This window comes from Frigoribacterium sp. ME-P-080, from assembly GCF_030209595.1.
In the GTDB taxonomy this organism is placed as follows: Bacteria; Actinomycetota; Actinomycetes; order Actinomycetales; family Microbacteriaceae; genus Frigoribacterium.
In genome coordinates this window covers 1-18094 of record NZ_JARVRR010000002.1, presented here as the reverse complement: position 1 = coordinate 18094, position 18094 = coordinate 1, and the positions used below count along the sequence as shown (strand labels likewise).

18 protein-coding genes are annotated in these 18094 nt (G+C 74.0%); 7 read left to right on the top strand and 11 right to left on the bottom strand.

From position 1 onward, the window contains the following. Positions 1 to 26: 26 nt before the first annotated feature. The 8 genes from nhaA to QRN23_RS01550 all read right to left on the bottom strand — a co-directional run bounded on the left by nhaA (position 27) and on the right by QRN23_RS01550 (position 8567). A complete protein-coding gene (gene nhaA, locus QRN23_RS01585; RefSeq protein WP_285062220.1) occupies positions 27 to 1391 on the bottom strand; it encodes a Na+/H+ antiporter NhaA in 1365 nt (454 codons plus the stop codon). A 73-nt stretch (positions 1392 to 1464) separates the two neighbouring features. Next, positions 1465 to 1638 carry a hypothetical protein gene (locus QRN23_RS01580; RefSeq protein ID WP_157485188.1) on the bottom strand — a complete coding sequence of 58 codons (174 nt, stop codon included), beginning with the start codon at positions 1636 to 1638 and terminating at the stop codon, positions 1465 to 1467. 359 nt (positions 1639 to 1997) lie between these two features. Then, positions 1998 to 2510, bottom strand: coding sequence for an FBP domain-containing protein (locus tag QRN23_RS01575; protein WP_123571500.1), 513 nt, complete (start codon positions 2508 to 2510; stop codon positions 1998 to 2000). A 569-nt stretch (positions 2511 to 3079) separates the two neighbouring features. Further along, the gene (locus QRN23_RS01570) at positions 3080 to 5731 is read right to left on the bottom strand and encodes an MMPL family transporter (RefSeq protein ID WP_285062218.1); all 2652 of its coding nucleotides are present in this window, start codon (positions 5729 to 5731) and stop codon (positions 3080 to 3082) included. Positions 5732 to 5842: 111 nt separating this feature from the next. Then, entirely contained in the window at positions 5843 to 6577 is a 735-nt protein-coding gene (locus QRN23_RS01565; protein WP_285062216.1) for a TetR/AcrR family transcriptional regulator, read from the bottom strand. A 178-nt stretch (positions 6578 to 6755) separates the two neighbouring features. Continuing rightward, positions 6756 to 7058: a winged helix-turn-helix domain-containing protein gene (locus tag QRN23_RS01560; protein ID WP_056043893.1), complete on the bottom strand. Its 303-nt coding sequence runs from the start codon at positions 7056 to 7058 to the stop codon at positions 6756 to 6758. Then, a complete protein-coding gene (locus QRN23_RS01555; RefSeq protein ID WP_200413142.1) occupies positions 7055 to 7510 on the bottom strand; it encodes a chemotaxis protein CheY in 456 nt (151 codons plus the stop codon). Before QRN23_RS01555 ends, QRN23_RS01560 begins: the two co-directional genes overlap by 4 nt. 181 nt (positions 7511 to 7691) lie before the next feature. After that, complete coding sequence (locus tag QRN23_RS01550; protein WP_173153703.1) at positions 7692 to 8567, bottom strand: SDR family NAD(P)-dependent oxidoreductase; 876 nt, start codon at positions 8565 to 8567, stop codon at positions 7692 to 7694. A gap of 174 nt (positions 8568 to 8741) precedes the next feature. Between QRN23_RS01550 and QRN23_RS01545 the strand changes: the two genes are divergently transcribed. The 3 genes from QRN23_RS01545 (at position 8742) to QRN23_RS01535 (ending at position 11230) form a co-directional block, all read left to right on the top strand. Further along, complete coding sequence (locus QRN23_RS01545) at positions 8742 to 9767, top strand: SDR family NAD(P)-dependent oxidoreductase (protein ID WP_285062212.1); 1026 nt, start codon at positions 8742 to 8744, stop codon at positions 9765 to 9767. A 40-nt stretch (positions 9768 to 9807) separates the two neighbouring features. Beyond that, positions 9808 to 10398: a TetR/AcrR family transcriptional regulator gene (locus QRN23_RS01540; RefSeq protein WP_123571386.1), complete on the top strand. Its 591-nt coding sequence runs from the start codon at positions 9808 to 9810 to the stop codon at positions 10396 to 10398. A 328-nt stretch (positions 10399 to 10726) separates the two neighbouring features. Further along, positions 10727 to 11230 (top strand): hypothetical protein, encoded by a 504-nt coding sequence (locus QRN23_RS01535; protein WP_056043909.1) that lies wholly within the window; start codon positions 10727 to 10729, stop codon positions 11228 to 11230. Between the two features lie 68 nt (positions 11231 to 11298). On the opposite strand, the gene QRN23_RS01530 is transcribed toward QRN23_RS01535, so the two are convergent. The 3 genes from QRN23_RS01530 to QRN23_RS01520 form a co-directional block, all read right to left on the bottom strand. Continuing rightward, entirely contained in the window at positions 11299 to 12192 is an 894-nt protein-coding gene (locus QRN23_RS01530; RefSeq protein ID WP_056043912.1) for a helix-turn-helix transcriptional regulator, read from the bottom strand. A gap of 166 nt (positions 12193 to 12358) precedes the next feature. Then, positions 12359 to 13618 carry a sensor histidine kinase gene (locus QRN23_RS01525; protein WP_056043915.1) on the bottom strand — a complete coding sequence of 420 codons (1260 nt, stop codon included), beginning with the start codon at positions 13616 to 13618 and terminating at the stop codon, positions 12359 to 12361. After that, positions 13615 to 14319 carry a response regulator transcription factor gene (locus QRN23_RS01520; RefSeq protein WP_285062209.1) on the bottom strand — a complete coding sequence of 235 codons (705 nt, stop codon included), beginning with the start codon at positions 14317 to 14319 and terminating at the stop codon, positions 13615 to 13617. The genes QRN23_RS01525 and QRN23_RS01520 overlap by 4 nt, the downstream gene beginning before the upstream one ends. A gap of 200 nt (positions 14320 to 14519) precedes the next feature. On the opposite strand from QRN23_RS01520, the gene QRN23_RS01515 reads away from it, so the two are divergent. Genes QRN23_RS01515 through QRN23_RS01500 form a run of 4 tightly spaced genes read left to right on the top strand, consistent with a single transcriptional unit; the run spans position 14520 to position 17972 of the window. After that, entirely contained in the window at positions 14520 to 15029 is a 510-nt protein-coding gene (locus tag QRN23_RS01515) for a hypothetical protein (RefSeq protein WP_056043921.1), read from the top strand. After that, positions 15026 to 16090, top strand: coding sequence for a peptidoglycan-binding domain-containing protein (locus QRN23_RS01510; RefSeq protein WP_056043925.1), 1065 nt, complete (start codon positions 15026 to 15028; stop codon positions 16088 to 16090). The genes QRN23_RS01515 and QRN23_RS01510 overlap by 4 nt, the downstream gene beginning before the upstream one ends. After that, positions 16087 to 16782: an ABC transporter ATP-binding protein gene (locus tag QRN23_RS01505; RefSeq protein ID WP_056043927.1), complete on the top strand. Its 696-nt coding sequence runs from the start codon at positions 16087 to 16089 to the stop codon at positions 16780 to 16782. The genes QRN23_RS01510 and QRN23_RS01505 overlap by 4 nt, the downstream gene beginning before the upstream one ends. After that, the gene (locus QRN23_RS01500; RefSeq protein ID WP_285062206.1) at positions 16779 to 17972 is read left to right on the top strand and encodes an ABC transporter permease; all 1194 of its coding nucleotides are present in this window, start codon (positions 16779 to 16781) and stop codon (positions 17970 to 17972) included. The genes QRN23_RS01505 and QRN23_RS01500 overlap by 4 nt, the downstream gene beginning before the upstream one ends. Positions 17973 to 18094 lie beyond the last annotated feature (122 nt).

Below are 18094 nucleotides of genomic sequence, written 5' to 3'. Positions count from 1 at the left end.
CGCAGGAGGCGCGGGTCGGCGGACCGTCAGGTGTCGAGGCGGCCGCGGGCCCGGCCGCGCACGGCCAGGATCGCGCCGCCGACCAGGGCCGAGAGGAGCGAGCCGACGAGGACGCCGACCTTGACCACGTCGTCCTGCTCGCTGCCTGCGCCGTAGGCGAGTTCACCGACCAGGAGCGACACGGTGAACCCGATGCCGGCCACGAACGACAGTCCGAGCACGTCGCCCCAGCGCAGGCTCGGATCGAGCCGGATGCCGGGCAGCCGCGTCACCAGCAGGGACGCCCCGGTGATGCCGATCGACTTGCCGAGCACGAGCGCCACGACGATGCCGATCGCGACGCTGTCGCTCAGCGACTCGACCAGCCCGTCGAATCCGCCGACCGTCACGCCTGCCGAGAAGAACGCGAAGACGGGCACCGCCACGCCCGACGAGACCGGGCTCCAGCGCTCGGCGAAGTGGTGGGTCAGCGGGTGCCGCACCTCGTGGCCGTCGGGTCCGACGTGCGTGACGCCGGCCCGGGCGGTCGCCACCGCGGGCACGAGCAGGCCGAGCAGCACGCCCGCGATCGTGGCGTGAACCCCCGAGGCGTGCACGAGTGCCCAGGCGAGGACGCCCAGCGGGATCAGCAGCCACCACGCCCGCACGCCACGCCGGACGAGCACGGCGAACGCGGTGAGCGGCAGCAGCGCCAGCAGCAAGGGGACGAAGGCGATGCCCGCCGTGTAGAACACCGCGATGATCGTGATGGCGATCAGGTCGTCGACCACGGCGAGGGTCAACAGGAAGGTGCGCAGGGCCGGGGGCAGCCGCTTGCCGACGACGGCGATCACGGCGACGGCGAACGCGATGTCGGTCGCGGCCGGGATCGCCCACCCCTGGAGGGCGTCGGGGCCGGCTCCGAGGTTGATCAGCGTGAAGAGCAGCGCCGGCAGGGCGACCCCGCCGACCGCCGCGGCGATGGGCAGCACGGCGACCCGGGGGTCGCGCAGCGAGCCGGCGACGAACTCCTGCTTCAGCTCGAGGCCGACCACGAAGAAGAAGATCGCGAGGAGCCCGTCGGCCGCCCAGCTGCCCATGCTGAGGTCCAGGTGCAGCGCCTCGGGGCCGAACGACACGTCGCGCACGGCCGAGTAGAACGAGCCGGCCGGGCTGTTCGCCAGGACGAGCGCGAGCACGGTCGCCGCGAGCAGCAGCAGTCCGCCGGTCGCGTCGCGGCTGAGGAACCGCGAGAGCCGTGCACCCCGGCCCTCGGCACGGGGCGCGTGGGCGGGGGCAGGAGGGGCGGCGGTCGGGTCGGTGGCGGGGGCGGGGGTCGGGTCGGTGGCGGGAGCGGGGGCGGCGGGAGTGGGGTCGGCGGGCGTGCGGTCGGCGGGCGTGCGGTCGGTCATGGTCGTCGTCCTTCGGGAGCGTCGGCGGGCAGGGCGGGGCGTCCGCTCGACCCGTCGACGACGAGGAGCGGTGCTAGGCCACGGGCGGCGGGCACCCGGCGATCTCGCCGTGGGCGTTGCTGCCCCACAGGCTCATCCAGCCGTTCGTGCCGCAGGTGCGCTTCGTCAGCACGAGCCGCTTCGGGAACGCCTGCTGCGCCGTGCGCGCCCGGCGCGGGGCGCGGGACGGGCAGGCGGGTGACGACATGCCCACCAGGGTACCGCCGGGCCCCGGGGAGCGGGCCGGGACGCCGCCCACCCGCGGGTCCCACGGTGCCGACCCGCGCCTCCTGCGCTCTCGGGGCGGGACTCCTGCGCTCTCGGGGCGGAGCGCACCGCCAACTGAGCGTCGCACCGCGTGTTTCGGCGGTGCGGCGTTCAGTCGGCGGTGCGACCCGCGCCTCCTGCGGTCAGGCGACCGGGCCGCCGCCGCGCCCGACCGGTCGAGGTCGCACCACGCCCGCGTCGTCCAACCACGCACGAGGGTGGTTCGACGACGCGGGCGTGGTGCCACCCGGTTCTCGTCGGACCAGGAGGCGCGGCGGCGGTCAGGAGGCGCGGCGCACGTCAGGAGGCGCGGCGCACGTTCTCGACGAAGCCCGCGGCCCGCACGCGCAGGCTCGCGATGCGCTCGAGTCGGGCCGCCTCGGCGTCGAACCCGAGGTAGGCCTCGGGCGGCAGCACGTGCACGTTGGCCGAGCACTCGAACCCGCCGCAGACGAGCGTGCCCACGGTGTCGCCGTTGCGTCCGGCCGCGCCGGCACGCTTGGCGCCGTAGAACAACACGTCGGCCGGCAGGCGGACGTCCTGGCACCAGGTGCACTGCGCACGCTGCCGGGGCGAGGCCTCGGCCTGCCGCAGCACGACGCCGGCGACCGCGGGGCCCGGCTCGCCGTCCGCGTCGAGCGTCGGCACGACGACGTAGGCCCGGCGGGCGAGCCTGGGGTCTCGCCAACCGAGGTACTCGAGGTCGGTCCAGTCGAGGTCGGCGAAGTCGGGCGGCAGGGTCAGGTCGGCTGCTTCTCGGCGGCTCGCGTTCACGAACGAGGCGCGGACGGTCTTCTCGGTCAGGGGGATCATGTGGTTCTCCGGTCGTCGGGCCCCGGGCACGGTGACGTCGACGCGCACACCCGCGCGATCGGCGACCGCGCGGGTGCCCGCCGTCGACGCGTCGGCCGACCCGGGTGTTCTCGTGGGATCGTGCCGGGGCTCCAGCCCACGCGGCACGGGTGCGCGGTCGGACCTCGACGGTCGATCCGCAGCGGAGACGCGACTACCTGCAGCCGGCGCACGCGGCGCCGACGACCCCCTCACGCCCGGTGGGCGTCGCAGGTGCGGACGAGATGATCACCCGGCCACCCTATGACCGTGAGCGCTCCTCGGCAACGACGCCCGCGCCTCCTCGTCCTGGCCGGGTCGCACCACGCCCGCGTCGTCGAACCACGCTCGAGGGCGGTTCGACGACGCGACGATGGTGCGTCCCGACCAGGAGGCGCGGGTCGCGTCCCCGAGGCCGGCGACGGCCACAGTCACGGCCACAGCCACAGCCACGGCCACAGCCACGGCCACAGCCACAACGCACCACGAAATGGACGTCGCACCGCCGAGTTCGGCGGTGCGACGTCCAGTCGGCGGTGCGACGTGCGGGGTCAGCCCGCGTGGCGCCCGTGGTGGTCGGGGTCGCTGCCGTCGGGGACGGCGTCCACGGGAGCGGTCGGGTCGACGTGCGAGACGTGCCCGTCACCGGAACCCGAGCCCGAGCCCGAGCCCGCGGCCGAACCCGAACCCGAGCCCGACGCGTCGCCGGCCGAGGCGTGCGGCCGCGACCGCTCAAGGGAGGCGCCCTCGACGTCGACGTCGGGCAGGATGCGGTCGAGCCACTTCGGCAGCCACCACGCGGCGTCGCCGAGCAGGTGCATCACGGCCGGGATGAGCAGCAGGCGCACGACGAACGCGTCGACCAGCACGCCGAGGGCGAGGCCCAGGCCGATCGACTGGATCATCACCGAGTTCGAGAACACGAAGCCCGAGAAGACCGCCGTCATGATCAGCGCCGCTGCCGTGACCACCGTGCGACCGGCGTGGACGCCGCGCTGCACGGCCAGGCGGGCCGGCGAGCCGTGGGCGTACGCCTCGCGCATGCCGCTGACCAGGAACAGCTGGTAGTCCATCGCGAGCCCGAACAGCACGCCGACCATCAGGATCGGCAGGAAGCTCAGGATCGGCCCCGGGTCGTGCACGCCGAAGACCGGACCGAGCCAGCCCCACTGGAACACCGCGGTGACGCCGCCGAACGCGGCGAACAGCGACAGCACGAAGCCGATGGTGGCGGTGATCGGCACGAGGATCGAGCGGAACACGAAGATCAGGATGATCAACGACAGCCCGACCACGACGAGCAGGTAGAGCGGCAGGGCACCGGCCAGCTTCTCGCTGACGTCGATGTTGCCCGAGGCGTTGCCGGCCACGCCGAGCGACGAGACGTCGTCGATGTCGAGGCCACGCAGGTCGCGGACGAGCTGCTCGGTCGACTCGGCGGTCGGACCGCCCTTCGGCACGACCTGGAACGCCAGCAGGGTGTCGTCGTCCGAGGCGCCGATGGGGGCGACCGCGGCGACGTCGTCCTGGTCCTTGAGGATCGTGCCGATGCGCACCTGCTCCGAGACGAGGTCGTCGTCCGAGATCGCGGTCGGCAGGTCGGCCACGACGACCAGGGGGCCGTTGACGCCGGCGCCGAACTTCTCGTCGATCAGCTTGTAGGCCTTGTAGGCGCTCGAGTCGACCGGCTCGGACGACCCGGCGGGCAGGCCGAGGCGCATCGAGAGCGCGGGGATGGCGACGATCAGCAGCACGGCGACGCCGGCCACGAGGGTCAGCACGGCACGGGTGGTGCTCATCGGCTTGGTCGGCACGCGGACGGCGCCCGTGTTGCCGACGTTCTTCCGGGCCTTCTTGGTGAGGATGCGCAGGCCGACGAGGCGCAGCAGCGCCGGGGTGAGCGTGATGGCGATCAGGATCGCCACGAACACGCAGACGGCGCCGACGGTGCCCATCAGGCCGAGGAAGGGGATGCCGGTCAGGTTCAGTGCGAGCAGGGCGATCAGCACGGTCGAGCCGGCGAAGACGACCGCGTTGCCCGACGTGCCGTTGGCCAGGCCGATCGACTCGTGCAGCGGCACCCCTTCTTTCAGCTGGGTGCGGTGGCGGTTGAGGATGAACAGCGAGTAGTCGATGCCGACCGCGAGGCCGAGCATCACGCCCAGCACGGGCGTGACCGACAGCATCTCGACGGCACCAGAGAGCGACAGCGAGGCGAGCACGCCGACGCCGACGCCGATCAGGGCGTTGACGAGGGGCAGGCCGGCACCGATGAGCGTGCCCAGCATGACGAACAGCACGATGGCCGCGATGACCACGCCGGCCACCTCGCCCGGGCCGAGGATCTCGGGGATGCTGGCCGCGATGTCGTTCGACACCTCGACCTCGACGCCGTCGATGTCGGCGTCGTTCATCGCCTCGACGACGGCCTCCTTGTTCTCGCTGGTGACGAGGTTGAGGGCCTTGTCGAACTGGATGCTGGCCACGGCCGTGGTGCCGTCGGTCGACACCTGGCGGATGCCGTCGGTCAGTTCGAGCAGTGAGGCGCCCTGCTCGAGCGTGGCGCTCTGGGTCTCGAGCTCGGTCTTGCTCGCGTCGAGGGTGGACTGCTGCGTGGCGATCTGCTGCGTGCCCGCGTCGAGCTGGGCCTGCTGGGCCTCGAGCTGCGGCGTGGCGGCGGCGAGGGCGGCCCCACCGGCGGCCTGCGCCTGGGCCTTGGCGGCGTCGAGCTGCTGCTGACCGGCGGTGATCTGAGCCTTCGCGGCGTCGATCTGGGCCTGACCCGAGGTGATCTGGGCCTCGCCCGCGGTGATCTGCGCGCGGCCGTCCGTGATCTTCTGGGCCTGGTCGTCGATCTGCTGCTGGGTCGCGAAGGGGTCGGTGGTGCCCTTGACGTCGTCCAGGTCCTTCGCGTCGGTCAGCAGGGCCGCGATGTCGGACTTCTGCTGGTCGGTGAAGGCCGAGTCGTCGGTGGTCGTGAAGACCACCGTGCCGGTGCCGCCGCTCGCCTGGGGGAACTTCTCGGCGAGTTCGTCGCTGACCTTCTGGGTCGCCGTGCCGGGGATGCTGACGGCGGTGGTCAGCGTGCCGCCGAACAGCGCGAAGGCGCCGCCGGCGAGGCCGAGCACGACCAGCCAGGCCACGATGACGAGCCAGGCCCGCCGGGCCGAGAACCGGCCGAGTCGATAGAGCAGGGATGCCATGGGTGTCTGTTCCTCCAGGGGTGGTGCGGGGTGATGCGGGTTGCGGGGGTGGGCCTCACGTCGCGTCGTCGAGAAGGAGGTGCGGGTCGGCCGGGCGTGCCGGCCGACGGGTCAGGGGGTGGTCGGGTCGGGCTCCATCGGGCCGGCCGCGGGGGTCTCGGCGGCCGAGGGCGCCGCATCGACCGCGGGCGTCCGGGCGCCCGCCGGCGGCGCCCCGTAGCCGGCGCGGATGCTCGTCGTCACCCGGTCGAGCAGATCGGCCCAGACGTCGCGGCTGTCCGCGTCGACCACGGCGCCGGTCCGCGTGATCCAGTGGCGCGCGACGACGGCGATGCCGTTCATCAGCGAGCTGACGAGCACCTCGGCCTCGAGCGGGTCGGTGGCCGGGCTGCGCTCGGCCATCTCGATCGAGAGCTGCTCGGTGACGCGGGTGAAGACGTCCTGGATCAGGCTGTGCGACCGCGGGTCGCCGCCGTCGTCGCCGAGGACGCCCCAGAGGTACGAGACGACGGCCGGCAGGTCGATGCCCTGCATGGCCTGGATGATCTCGGCGAACAGGGAGGCGCGGCTGCCGTCGCCGACGGGCGTCGCGGCGGTCGCGGCCCGGAACTCGTCGACGGCACCGGTGAGCACGCGGGTGCAGGCCGTCATGACGACCTCGTCGAGCGACGAGAAGTGGTTGAAGACCGTGCGGCGCGAGACGTCGGCACGCTCGGCGAGCTCGTCGACGCTGAAGCGGGGCGCCCCGCGCTCGGCGATGAGCGCGTCGGCGGCGTCGAGGATCGCCTGGCGGTGCTTCGCCTTGAGGGCGGCACGGCGGTCGGGCACCAGGGTCTTGACGGTCACCTGCCTACACTAAGTGCAGCGACGCACTCGGTGCACCCACAGCGGCTGGGGAGTCGCTGGGACTTGCGCGGCCGGGACGCGGCCGCCGTACCCCGCCGCCCCGCGCCTCCCCGTCCGGCCGACCGGACGAGCAGGGGCGCCCCCGGCGCACGGCCACGGGACGCCCCTGCCCCGGCGGCTAGTCCGCGGCGATCTCGCGGAGGGTGGCGAGATGCGCGGCCCAGGCCTCGCGCCCAGCCGGCGTCGCCTTGAGGCTCGTCCGGGGCCGCTTGCCGACGAACCCCTTCGTCACGGCGACGTAGCCCGCGGCCTCGAGGGCGCTGACCTGCTTGCTCAGCGTCGAGTCGGTCACCTGCACGGCGTCGCGCAGGTCGCGGAAGTCGAGACCCTCGGCCGCGGCGAGCGCCGCCATCATCGAGAAACGGACGGGCTGGTGCAACAACTCGGACAGCCGGAGGCGCGGGTGCGGTCGCGCGGTCATCGTCGCGCCTCGCGCACCTCGACGGCCGCGCAGGCGACCGACACCGCGAGCAGGACCGCCGCCATGACGGCACTGCCGACGACGTCCTGGCCCTGCGAGAAGCCGACGACGAGCATGGCCCCGACGTAGCAGGCGAAGAACGCGGCCAGGTAGGCCATCCAGCGTCGGCCGAAGCCGACGCGGGCCGACCTCCTCAGCAGGACGAACGCCACGACCAGGACGGCGATCCAGACGAGCAGGCCACCCATCGCGACGAAGTAGGCGGCGCCCGTCGTGAGCCCCATGGCGAGGGTGCCCATCGACGCGGCGGCACCCAGGCCGAGCAGGAAGGCGACGGCGGGCCAGCTCGCCGCCGACGTCGCGCTGCGGCCCACGGCGTCCGCCCGGTCGAGCAGGCGCCGGGCCTCGGCGGAGTCGGGGGTGCCGGTCGTGCCGGTGATGTCAGCGGTCATGGTGGTCGTCCTCTCGTAGGACTCCCACTCTAGAAAGTACTTTCCCGATAAGCAAGTACTTTCTCGTCGATGCGATCGAGTGGGCAGAAGATGTTCGTCCCCTGCGGCGGAAGGACGTCTTCTGCCCACTCGACCGGCCCGTCGAGGCCGGGGCGTCCGGTCGGGCGCCGCCGGGGCCGCGCTAGATCGTCTCGTCGAGGTCGAGCAGACGGGCGCTCTCGTCCCACAGGCGTCGGGCGAGGTCGGCGTCGGCCGCCTGACGGGCCACGCGACCGGGGGCCTTGAGGCGGTCGAAGTAGTTGCCGCTCGGCGCGGGCACGGTCGCCGCCCCCGCGAGGCGGATCAGCGGCTCGGCTCCGTCCTCGGTCGAGACGGCCAGGCGCTTGGCCGCGGTCATGAACGCGCCGTCGCCACCGAAGCCCGAGGCGACGAACCCGGGGTGGAACGCGAACGCGTCGACCCCGCCGCCGGCGCGGGGAAGGCGTCGGGCCAGCTCACGGGTGAACAGCACGTTGAGCAGCTTCGAGGTGCCGTAGGCGCGGAAGCCGCCGGCCCACGCACCCCGTGCGTTGTCGAGGTCGTCGAGGTCGACCTTGCCGAAGAGGTTGCCGGCACTCGAGGTCTGGACGATGCGGACCGACCCGGCCGGCGCCTCCTTCGCCGTCTCGAGGAGGCGCGGCGTCAGCAACGCGGTCAGGAGGAACGGAGCGAGGTGGTTGCCCTGGAACGTCGTCTCGTGGCCGTCGACGGTCAGCGAGCGCTCGGGGATCGTGGCGCCGGCGTTGTTCGCCAGGACGTGGATGCGCGGCAGCTCGGCGAGCAGCTGCTCGGCCAGGTCACGGACGGTCGACAGGTCGGAGAAGTCGGCGAGGTAGGCGGTGCCTCCGATCTCGTGCGCGACGGTGCGGGTGCGGTCGGGGTTGCGGCCGACGACGGCGACGGTGGCTCCGAGGCGGGCGAGCTCGCGGGCGGCGGCGCGGCCGATGCCCGAGCTGGCTCCGGTGACGACCACGGTCCGGTCGTCGAGGCGGGCGGCGGGAGGCAGGGTGACGGTCATGCAGGGGACGCTAGGCGGGATGCGCCGGGGCCGGGTCGGCGGTCGGCGTTCTCTCGGCAGGCGTACAGCCGCGCGGGCCTCCGCCCGCGGTAGCGTCGCATTACGAGACGAAGTGTCTCGATTCATGGCGTGGTCTCCGCGCCGTGACCCGACCCTCCTCAGAGAAGAGACGACATGTCCGACGCCACCGCCCCCCTGACCGGCTCCCGCACCATCGGCACCTGGCTCGACCACCCCGAGGGCGGGCCGGCGCTCCGTGCCGCCCTCGGGCAGGGAGGCGCGTTCGACGAGGGCGCGCTGGCCCCGGTCCGCGGCCTGCCGCTGCAGCAGCTGGTCGCGATGAGCCAGGGGCAGGTGCCGCAGGAGCTGGTCGACGGCCTGGTGCTGCAGGTCAACGGCGGCGTCGTGCCCGACGAAGCGGTCGAGACCGACGGTCCGTGGCGCGAGACCGTCACCCCCGGCCGCTTCGCCGGCAAGACCGTGATCGTCACGGGAGCGGCATCCGGCATCGGCCGGGCGACGGCATCACGGGTGGCACGTGAGGGCGGTCGCGTCGTCGCCGTCGACCTCTTCGCCGACAAGCTGGAGGCACTGGTCACCTCCCTGCCCGACGCCGACGTGGTCACCGTGGCCGGCGACATCACGAAGCAGGACGACATCGACGCGATCGTCGCGGCGGCCGGCGACCGCATCGACGCCCTGGCCAACATCGCCGGCATCAACGACGACTTCTCGCCCCTGCACGAGACGAGCGACGCCATGTGGGACCGCGTGATCGGCATCAACCTCACCGGCGGGTTCAAGCTGTCGCGCGCCGTGATCCCCGTGATGCTCGGGGCCGGGCGCGGCTCGGTCGTCAACGTGGCCTCGGAGGCGGGACTGCGCGGCAACGCGTCGGGCAACGCGTACACGGTGTCGAAGCACGGCGTCGTCGGCCTGACCAAGTCGGCGGCCTTCATGTACGCGAAGCAGGGCATCCGGGTCAACGCGGTGGCACCAGGCGGCGTGGCGACGGGCATCCCGTTCCCGGCGAACGTGTCCGAGGCGGGGTCGGCGCGGCTCCGTCCGTTCCAGGCGGCGATCCCGACGATCGCGACGGCCGAGGAGCTCGCGGCGTCGATCACGTTCCTGCTGAGCGACGACGCGGTGAACGTCAACGGCGCGATCCTCGCGAGCGACGGCGGCTGGTCGGTCCAGTAGGAGGGGTGGGGCCGCGGCGGGCGTGCGGGAGGATGGACCGGTGACCACCGCACGCCCCGGCCGCGCCCGCAGCGAGGCCGCCCGCCTCGCGATCCTCGACGCGACCCGCGACGAGCTGGCCGAGCGCGGCTACGACAAGCTCTCGCTCGACCGCATCGCCGCGGCGGCGGGGGTCGGCAAGGCGACGATCTACCGCTGGTACCCGGCGAAGGCGGCGCTGGTGGCCGAGGGGATGCTCACGGGACACCTGCTGCCCCACCTCGAGGTGGCCGACACGGGCGACGTCCGTCGGGACGTGCTCGACTGGCTCCGCGCCTCCTTCTCGACCTTCGCCTCGCCCGCGGCGGGCGGGCTGATCCGCGCGTCCATCGCGGCGACCGCCGAGGACGCCGCCGTCGCCGAGCACTATGAGGAGCGTGTCACCTCGGTCACGCGGGCGGCACTGCTCGCCCGCCTCGAGTCCGGGAGGCGCGCGCGGCAGATCCGGGACGGCGCCCCCCTCGAGGCCCTCGTCGAGTCGCTGATCGGCACCGTGCTGCTGCACGTCGTGACGCGCCGCGATCCCGGGCCGGCCGCGCTCCAGGCCACGGTGGACCTGCTGTTCGACGGCGTCGCGGCGCGGTCGGACTGACGCGTCACCGCCCGTCCATCGCCTCCTCCACAGAAGGGCGCCGAGCGTGCCCGAAGGCGTGCGCCCGTGGAGGGACGCCTCCATCGCCTCCAGTAGCAGTGGGTGGTGTCCGAGGGCAGCCTCTGAGCAGGTCGCGCGGGCCCGACGAGCCGGCGTCGTACTCCGGTGACGCGCCACCGGGGCCCATCGTTGGTCACCCGACCAACGTCGACCGTGATCGCGTGCATCGCGCCGCCTGTGGCCACAGGATCGTTCTCGCAAGGCAGTTCCACTCGACAACACGAAGCACCGCAACTCGAACTCCTACGACAACGAAAGAGGACGAACCATGAGCAAGCTGAAGTCGAAGACCGCCACGATCATCGCCGCCGTCGCCGTGAGCGGCGTCGCCGTCACGGGGCTGAGCGGATTCGCCGCCGCTCCCGCACAGGCGGCGACCACCGCCCCCGCCTCGCCGGAGTCCAGCACCGGCAGCCCGATCACGGGCAGCGTCACCCTCGACCCGTTGGCGATCGTCAGCGCGATCAGCGCCGCCGTCAACGACCAGGGCGACCGGTCGGGCGCCGTGCTGGCCGCCCTGGACGTCGGCTACTACAACGCCGGCAACCCCGACCGGCTCACGGTCGCGGTCGTGAACAAGAACCAGGACATCACCGTCGAGGGCTCGATCGCCGACGCCCAGCCGATCGACATCAAGGGTGGAAGCTACGTCATCTACTGGTTCGACGGCCCCGGCAAGGTCACCAACAACGGTGACGGCGGCTACCTGAACTGGGGCGTGCTCGGCAACAACGTCAAGACCGACAACGTCATCAGCATCAACGGCGGCTGACCCCGCCGCGGCACCGCGGAACCGCCCCGACGTCCTCACCGGACGCCGGGGCGGTTCCGCGTGCGCCGTCAGGCCGGCGGCAGGGCAGGAGGCGCGGGTCGGTTCGGCGCCTCGACCGCCGCCTGGCCGTCCCGACGGCGCCCCCGCCGCACGATGCGCGACCGGATGACGCCCTTGACGAACGCGACCGAGACGAGCGCCGTCCGGTTCGGGGCGCTCCACGTCCGCATCAGACGGGCCAGGTGCCAGGCCACGGCCTGGCGGCTGTAGGCCGTCTCGCGGGCGATCTCGGCGTTCGAGAGGCCGTAGGCGGTGAGCGTGAGCATCTGCCGCTCGACGTCGTCGAGGTCGGGGGCGTCGGCCACGAGGTCGAGCACGACGTCGGGCCCCGGGGCCGCAGGGGGTGGCTGGGGGCCGCCCGCGCCTCCTGGTCCCCCGCCCGGCGGGGCGGCGACGAGACGGGGCCGGTGCCGCGCCCACTCCTCGGCCCAGCAGGTCCCGAGTTCGTGGGCGACCTGCGAGGCGCGCGCCATCGCGAGGACGAGCGCCCCGGCCTGCCCGCCCGATGCCGAGTGCATGACGAGCGAGAAGATGCGCAGCGCGGGCAGGGCGCCCCGCAGGACGACGGCCAGGTCGACGTCGGGGCAGGCCGCACTGCGGCGGGCGACGGCACGCAGCTCGTCGAGGCACGAGGCCGACACCGGACGACCGTGCTCGACCGCGGCGAGGGCCGGACCGAGCACGATCGGCACGATCTCGGCGTACCGGTCGCGCAGCCACGACCGGCCGGTCGCCCCGACGTCCTCGAGCGAGCAGTCGAGCAGCAGGTCGCTGAACTCGTCGTGCCGGGCGTCGAGCCGCAACCCGAGGGGCTGACCCGGACGCATGATCGTGGTCGGGCGGCCCGTCGCGGCGCCGCCCGTCGTCGGGCGGTCCGCGGGGACGCCACCCTGCTCGGTCAACGTCCCACCCCCGGTCGCGGCGCCGGCGCCCCTGGCCGGTCGGCCCGCCTCGCGGGCACGTTCCGAGCCTAGGAGCGACGAGCCGGTCGCACAGTCGGCTGGCTGGCCGACCGCGGTGTCCCCCGCAGGGGCCGGACCGACGCGACGGCGTGCCCGCCGGGCCGGTTCACCGGCCGGTCGCGGGCGCGGCGAACACCACGCGCACGACCAGACCGCCCGAAGGAGGCGCGTCGAGGGTCAGCGTCGCCCCGTGCGTCTCGGCGACGGCCGCGACCAGGGCCAGGCCGAGTCCGTGGGAGCCGGCGACCCGACCCGCCGGCCGGTGGAACGGCTCGGTCAGTCGCCCGACCTCGGCCGGGTCGAGCACGGCCCCGCCGTTGGACACGATCAGGGTCGGCGCCCCCGAGCCGTCGGTGCCGACCGTCACGTCGAGCCGGCCGCCGGGTTCGTTGTGGCCGATGCCGTTGCGGACGAGGTTGCCGACGAGCACCGAGAGCAGGGCCCGGTCGCCCGTGACCTGCGCGGGGCGGGCGACGCAGTGCACCTCGACCCGCGCCCGGGCGGCGGCGGACGCCGAGGCGGCCACCACCTCGTCGACCACGGCGACGAGGTCGACCGCGTCGGCGGCGACGCCGTCACCGGACTGCACGTCGGACAGCGTCAGCAGGGCCTCGACCGTCTCGATGCTGCGGGTGTTCATCTCGCGCAGGCGTCGGATCGTCAGGGACGGCGGCGAGCCGGCCGCGAGGGCCGCGTCGAGCATCGCCTGCGTCGTCGCGAGGGGCGTGCGGAGCTCGTGCGAGGCGTTGGCGGCGAAGCGACGTTGGGCCTCGTACGAGCGGTCGAGCCGGTCGAGCATGTCGTCGAACGTCGTCGCGAGACGGCCGAACTCGTCGTCGGGGCGCCCGGGTGCGAGCGCGGCGAGCCGCTGCCGGAACGACCCTGCGGCGCCGTGTTCGGCCTCGCGCGCCGCGCTCGCGAGGTGCTCGACCGGGCGGAGGAGGCGCCCGGCGACGACCCAGCTCAACCAGACGCCGACGACCAGCGCGACGACGAACACGATCGACGACGTCGTGAGCAGCACGCGCAGGAGGTCGTTCTCGCCCGAGATCGTGACCGCCGCGCGCAGCTCGGCGGTCTCGGCGACGGGCGACGGCCCGGCGGTGGCGACGCCGCCGTCGCCCGCCGGCGCCCACGTCGCCGTCGGCGATGCGGGGTCGCCCGCGCCGGCGCCCGGCGGGTGCAGGGCGGTGATCCGGTAGTCCGGGACGAAGCGCATCACCAGGAACACGGACGCCACGATCGACAGGCCCACGACCGTCAGCACCGCGCTGACGGTGGCGGTGAGCCGGAGACGGGCGCTGCCCCGGTGACGCAGCCCGCGCCTCCTGGGCTCTACGGCCGAGGACCGGGTCTCGACGGTCACCGGTCGACCCCGTCGGCGGCGTCCTCGGCGTGCTCGGCGTCCTCGGCGGCGATGCGGTAGCCGCTGCCGGGGACGGTGTGGATCACCCAGGGCTCGCCGAGGCGTCGCCGGAGGTTCGAGATCGTGACCCGCACCGAGTTGGTGAACGGGTCGGCGTTCTCGTCCCAGGCCTTCTCGAGCAGGCGCTCGGCACTGACCACGCCCCCGTCGGCCTCGAGCAGCACGCCGAGCACCGCGAACTCCTTCCGGGTGAGCCTCACGTACCGGCCGTCACGGTAGACCTCGCGGCGGAACGCGTCGTACCGCAGGTCGCCCCGGACCGTGACCGGCGGGCGCGACCGACGCGGGCGCCGGGCGAGCGAGCGCATCCGGGCGATCAGCTCGGGGAACTCGAACGGCTTGGCGAGGTAGTCGTCGGCACCGAGCTCGAAACCGTCGACCTTGTCACGGGTGCGCCCGGCCGCGGTCAGCATCACGATGCCCGGACCGTCGCCGGCCGCCGCCACCGCGGCGCAGACGTCGTCGCCGTGCGTGCCCGGCAGGTCGCGGTCGAGCAGCACGACGTCGTAGTCGTTCAGCGCGATCGCCTCGAGGGCGGCGTCGCCGTCGTGCACGACGTCGACGGCCATCGCATGGCGCTCGAGGACGCTCTGGACGGCCTCGGCGAGGTAGACCTCGTCCTCGGCGACGAGTACGCGCATGGTGGCTCCTGTTCGGGTCGGGACGGACGGGACGCGGACGCCCTCCTCCAGGGTGACATGTCGGATGTCACCGAAACGTAAAGCCCGCCGTTTACGGGCCGGCAACGAGCCGTGCGGTGGTCTGGACCCCGTCGCCCGACGAGGGCGACGCCGCGACCGCCGGTCGCGGCCCGTGACCGTGGAAGACCAGGAGTCCCCTCATGCCCAGAACCCGTGGCACCCTCTTCGCCGCCCTCCCCCTGCTCGTCGTCGCCCTCGCCGGCTGCTCGACCGCCGCCGACGACGCCACCGCCGAGACGAAGTCCGAGTCGCAGATCGCCGCCGACGCCCAGGCGTGGGACCTCGCGAACGCGAACTGCCTCCGCGAGGAGGGCGTCGACATCGGCGACCCCTCCGGCGACGGCGGGGGCGTGTCGATCTCCCGCGGCGACGCCGTGGACATGGACGCCCTGCTGGCCGCGTCGGAGCGGTGCACGGAGGCGACGACCGACGAACTCGGCGAGCGCCCCGTGACCGCGTCCGAGAAGAAGAGCCAGGACGAGTTCGACGCGAGGCTGCGCGAGTCGGCCGAGTGCGTGCGTGAGGCGGGATACGACGTGACCGACCAGCTCGACGGCGCGGGCGGCACGGCCACGATGGACGACGTCCCCGCGGGCGTGCTCGAGGAGTGCGGCGCCTTCGGCAGCATGCCCACGACGGTGACCCGGTGAGGCCGTCGCGCCGAGCCGTCGCCTGGTGGTCCGTCGCCGGTGTGGCCGTCGTCGGGACGGCCGTCACCGCCGTGTTGATGGTCGGGCCCCCCGGAGCGTCTGGTGACGACGACGCGGAGGCCGCGGCGGGCACGACGCCGAGGCCGACCACGGCCGTCGTCGAGCAGGGCACGCTGACCGGCACGACGACCAGGGCGGGCACGCTCAGCCGCCTCGACGGCCCGACGATCACGGGGTCCGCACCCGGCACGATCACGTCGCTGCCGGAGGTCGGCGACGTCCTCGCGGCACGCAGCGAGCTCTTCCGCGTCGACGACGAACCGGTCACCGCGTTCGAGGGCGCCCTGCCGCAGTGGCGGGCCTTCGGACAGGGCATGGCCGAGGGCCCGGACGTCCGGCAGGTCGAGGAGAACCTCAGAGCCTGGGGGTACTTCACGGGCACGCCGGACGACCGGTTCGACCGGCGCACCGCGACCGCCGTCTCGGCCTGGCAGAAGGACACCGGCCAGGAGCGCACCGGGTCGATCGACCAGGGCACTCTGCAGTTCGTGACGGGATCGTTCACGGTCCGCACCCTGACGGCGGCCGTCGGCGACGCCTCGGGAGGCGACCTCTACGGCACGGCGCGCGACGACGCGGTCGTGTCGGTCGACCTGCCGGTCGGGTCGCCGCTCGCCGCCGTCGACGGGGTCGTGTCGGTCGACCTGCCCGGCCACGGCAGCGTTCCCGGGCGCGTGTCCGACGTGGGCGCGGCCGTGGCCGACGAGACCACGGGCACGACGACGGTCCCCGTCACGGTGTCGCTCGACGACCCGGCGGCGGCCGGCGACCTGACCGAGGCGTCCGTGCAGGTCGACTTCGTCTCCGAGGTGGAGGAGGACGTGCTGCACGTGCCGGTGCTCGCCCTGGGTGCGGCCGTCGGCGACGGGTTCGTCCTCGAGGTGCTGCAGCCGGACGGCACGACCACGGCCGTGCCGGTGGAGGCCGGCCTGTTCGCCGGCGACCGGGTCGAGGTGTCCGGAGCCCTCGAGGCCGGCGACGAGGTCGTGGTGCCCGCATGAACGCCGTGATCGAGCTGCGTGACGTGACGCGCGAGTACGGCCGACCCCCGACGACCGCGTTGTCGTCGGTGTCGCTCCGGGTCGAGCGCGGCGAGTTCGTCGCGATCGTCGGCCCGTCGGGATCGGGCAAGTCGACTCTGTTGAACGTCCTCGGCACGCTCGACCGGCCCACCTCGGGCACCGTGCTCGTCGACGGCGTCGACGTGGCGGACCGGAACGACCGCGAGCTGTCGGCCCTGCGGGCGCACCGCATCGGCTTCGTCTTCCAGCAGTTCCACCTCAGCGAGGGCGTGAGCGCGACCGACAACGTCGCGAACGGCCTGCTCTACGCGGGGGTGCCGATCCGGCAGCGACGGGCGCGGGCGCGCGAGGCGCTCGAGCGCGTCGGGCTGGGCCACCGACTGACGCACCGTCCGAACCAGCTCTCGGGTGGCGAACGGCAGCGGGTCGCCATCGCCCGGGCGGTCGTGCACCGCCCGCCGCTGCTGCTCGCCGACGAGCCCACCGGCAACCTCGACACGAAGGCCGGCGAGGGCATCGTGTCGCTCCTCGGCGAGCTGCACTCCGAGGGCACCTCGATCGTCGTCATCACCCACGACGTCGAGCTCGCCCGGCGGCTGCCGCGGCGGGTGACCATCCGCGACGGGCACCTCGAACACGACAGCGCGACGCGGGCGGGGGTGACCGCATGAACGCCTCGGAGACGCCCTCGCGCCTCCTCTGGTCGGACGTCGTGCGACTGGGGGTGTCCGGGCTGGCGTCGCGACCCACCAGGGCCGTGCTGTCGGCGCTCGGCATCGCCATCGGCATCGCGGCCATGATCGCCGTGGTCGGCATCTCGACGTCGAGCCAGGCGACGCTCGCGGCGACCCTGGACGAGCTCGGCACGAACCTGCTCTCGGCCTCGCAGGGGAAGGACTTCTTCGGCGAGGCGGTCGACCTGCCACTCACCGCGGGGGCGTCGGCCGGGCACACCCAGGGGGTCCGGTCGGCCGCCACGACCGGCACGGTGGCCGACGTCGGCGTCTACCGCAGCAGCGCGGTGCCCGCGGGCAACACGAACGGCATCACGGTGCGGTCGGCGTCGCCGACGCTGCTGGAGGTGCTCGAGGCCCGCGTGGCGTCGGGCGTCTGGCTCACCGACGGCATGGCGCGGTACCCCGTGGTCGTGCTCGGGGCCGAGGCGGCGGCCCGGTTGGGCATCACCGTGCCGGGGCGCCACGTGATCGTCGGCGGCACCGAGTACGTGGTGGCGGGCATCCTCGAACCCGTGCCGTTGGCGGCCGAGATCGACTCGTCGGCGCTCATCGGTGAACGGGCCGCGGAGGCGCTGGCCGGTGCGCCCGTCCACCCGACGGCGGTCCACGTCCGGGCCGACCCCGCCCACGTGCAGGAGGTGCGCGACCTGCTCGCCCGGTCCATCCAGCCGCGGAGCCCGTCCGACGTCGAGGTGACGCGGCCGTCCGACGCGCTGGCCGCACAGCAGGCCGCGGACCAGGCGTTCACCGGGTTGCTGGTCGGCCTCGGCGGGGTCGCGTTGCTGGTCGGCGGCATCGGGGTGGCGAACACGATGGTGATCTCGGTGCTCGAACGTCGACGCGAGATCGGGCTGCGGCGGGCGCTCGGGGCGACGAGGTCGCACATCCGTCGGCAGTTCCTGGCCGAGGCGCTCGTCCTGTCGCTGCTCGGCGGGGTCGCCGGGGTGCTGCTCGGGGCGGCGGTGACCGCGGCGTTCGCCGCGCTGCGGGGGTGGCCGACGGCGATACCGCCCGTGGTGCTGGTCGCCGGGCTCGTCGCGACGCTCGTGATCGGGGCTCTGGCCGGGCTCTGGCCGGCCGTGCGGGCGGCGCGCATCCCGCCGACGGAGGCGCTGCAGTCGTGAGGGGGGCGTGCGAGGCCCCGCATCCGGGCCCGGCGCGGTCGGCGGGGGGGGGGGGGGGGGGGGGGGGGGGGGGCCGCCCCCCCCCCCCCCCCCCCGCCCCCGCCCCCGCCCCGACGGCACGC

Bases quoted from the DNA above. Each gene is read 5' to 3' on its own strand.
- nhaA (WP_285062220.1), bottom strand. From the start codon at position 1,391: ATGACCGACCGCACGCCCGCCGACCGCACGCCCGCCGACCCCACTCCC.
- QRN23_RS01580 (WP_157485188.1), bottom strand. From the start codon at position 1,638: ATGTCGTCACCCGCCTGCCCGTCCCGCGCCCCGCGCCGGGCGCGCACG.
- QRN23_RS01575 (WP_123571500.1), bottom strand. From the start codon at position 2,510: ATGATCCCCCTGACCGAGAAGACCGTCCGCGCCTCGTTCGTGAACGCG.
- QRN23_RS01570 (WP_285062218.1), bottom strand. From the start codon at position 5,731: ATGGCATCCCTGCTCTATCGACTCGGCCGGTTCTCGGCCCGGCGGGCC.
- QRN23_RS01560 (WP_056043893.1), bottom strand. From the start codon at position 7,058: ATGACCGCGCGACCGCACCCGCGCCTCCGGCTGTCCGAGTTGTTGCAC.
- QRN23_RS01555 (WP_200413142.1), bottom strand. From the start codon at position 7,510: ATGACCGCTGACATCACCGGCACGACCGGCACCCCCGACTCCGCCGAG.
- QRN23_RS01550 (WP_173153703.1), bottom strand. From the start codon at position 8,567: ATGACCGTCACCCTGCCTCCCGCCGCCCGCCTCGACGACCGGACCGTG.
- QRN23_RS01545 (WP_285062212.1), top strand. From the start codon at position 8,742: ATGTCCGACGCCACCGCCCCCCTGACCGGCTCCCGCACCATCGGCACC.
- QRN23_RS01535 (WP_056043909.1), top strand. From the start codon at position 10,727: ATGAGCAAGCTGAAGTCGAAGACCGCCACGATCATCGCCGCCGTCGCC.
- QRN23_RS01520 (WP_285062209.1), bottom strand. From the start codon at position 14,319: ATGCGCGTACTCGTCGCCGAGGACGAGGTCTACCTCGCCGAGGCCGTC.
- QRN23_RS01515 (WP_056043921.1), top strand. From the start codon at position 14,520: ATGCCCAGAACCCGTGGCACCCTCTTCGCCGCCCTCCCCCTGCTCGTC.
- QRN23_RS01505 (WP_056043927.1), top strand. From the start codon at position 16,087: ATGAACGCCGTGATCGAGCTGCGTGACGTGACGCGCGAGTACGGCCGA.
- QRN23_RS01500 (WP_285062206.1), top strand. From the start codon at position 16,779: ATGAACGCCTCGGAGACGCCCTCGCGCCTCCTCTGGTCGGACGTCGTG.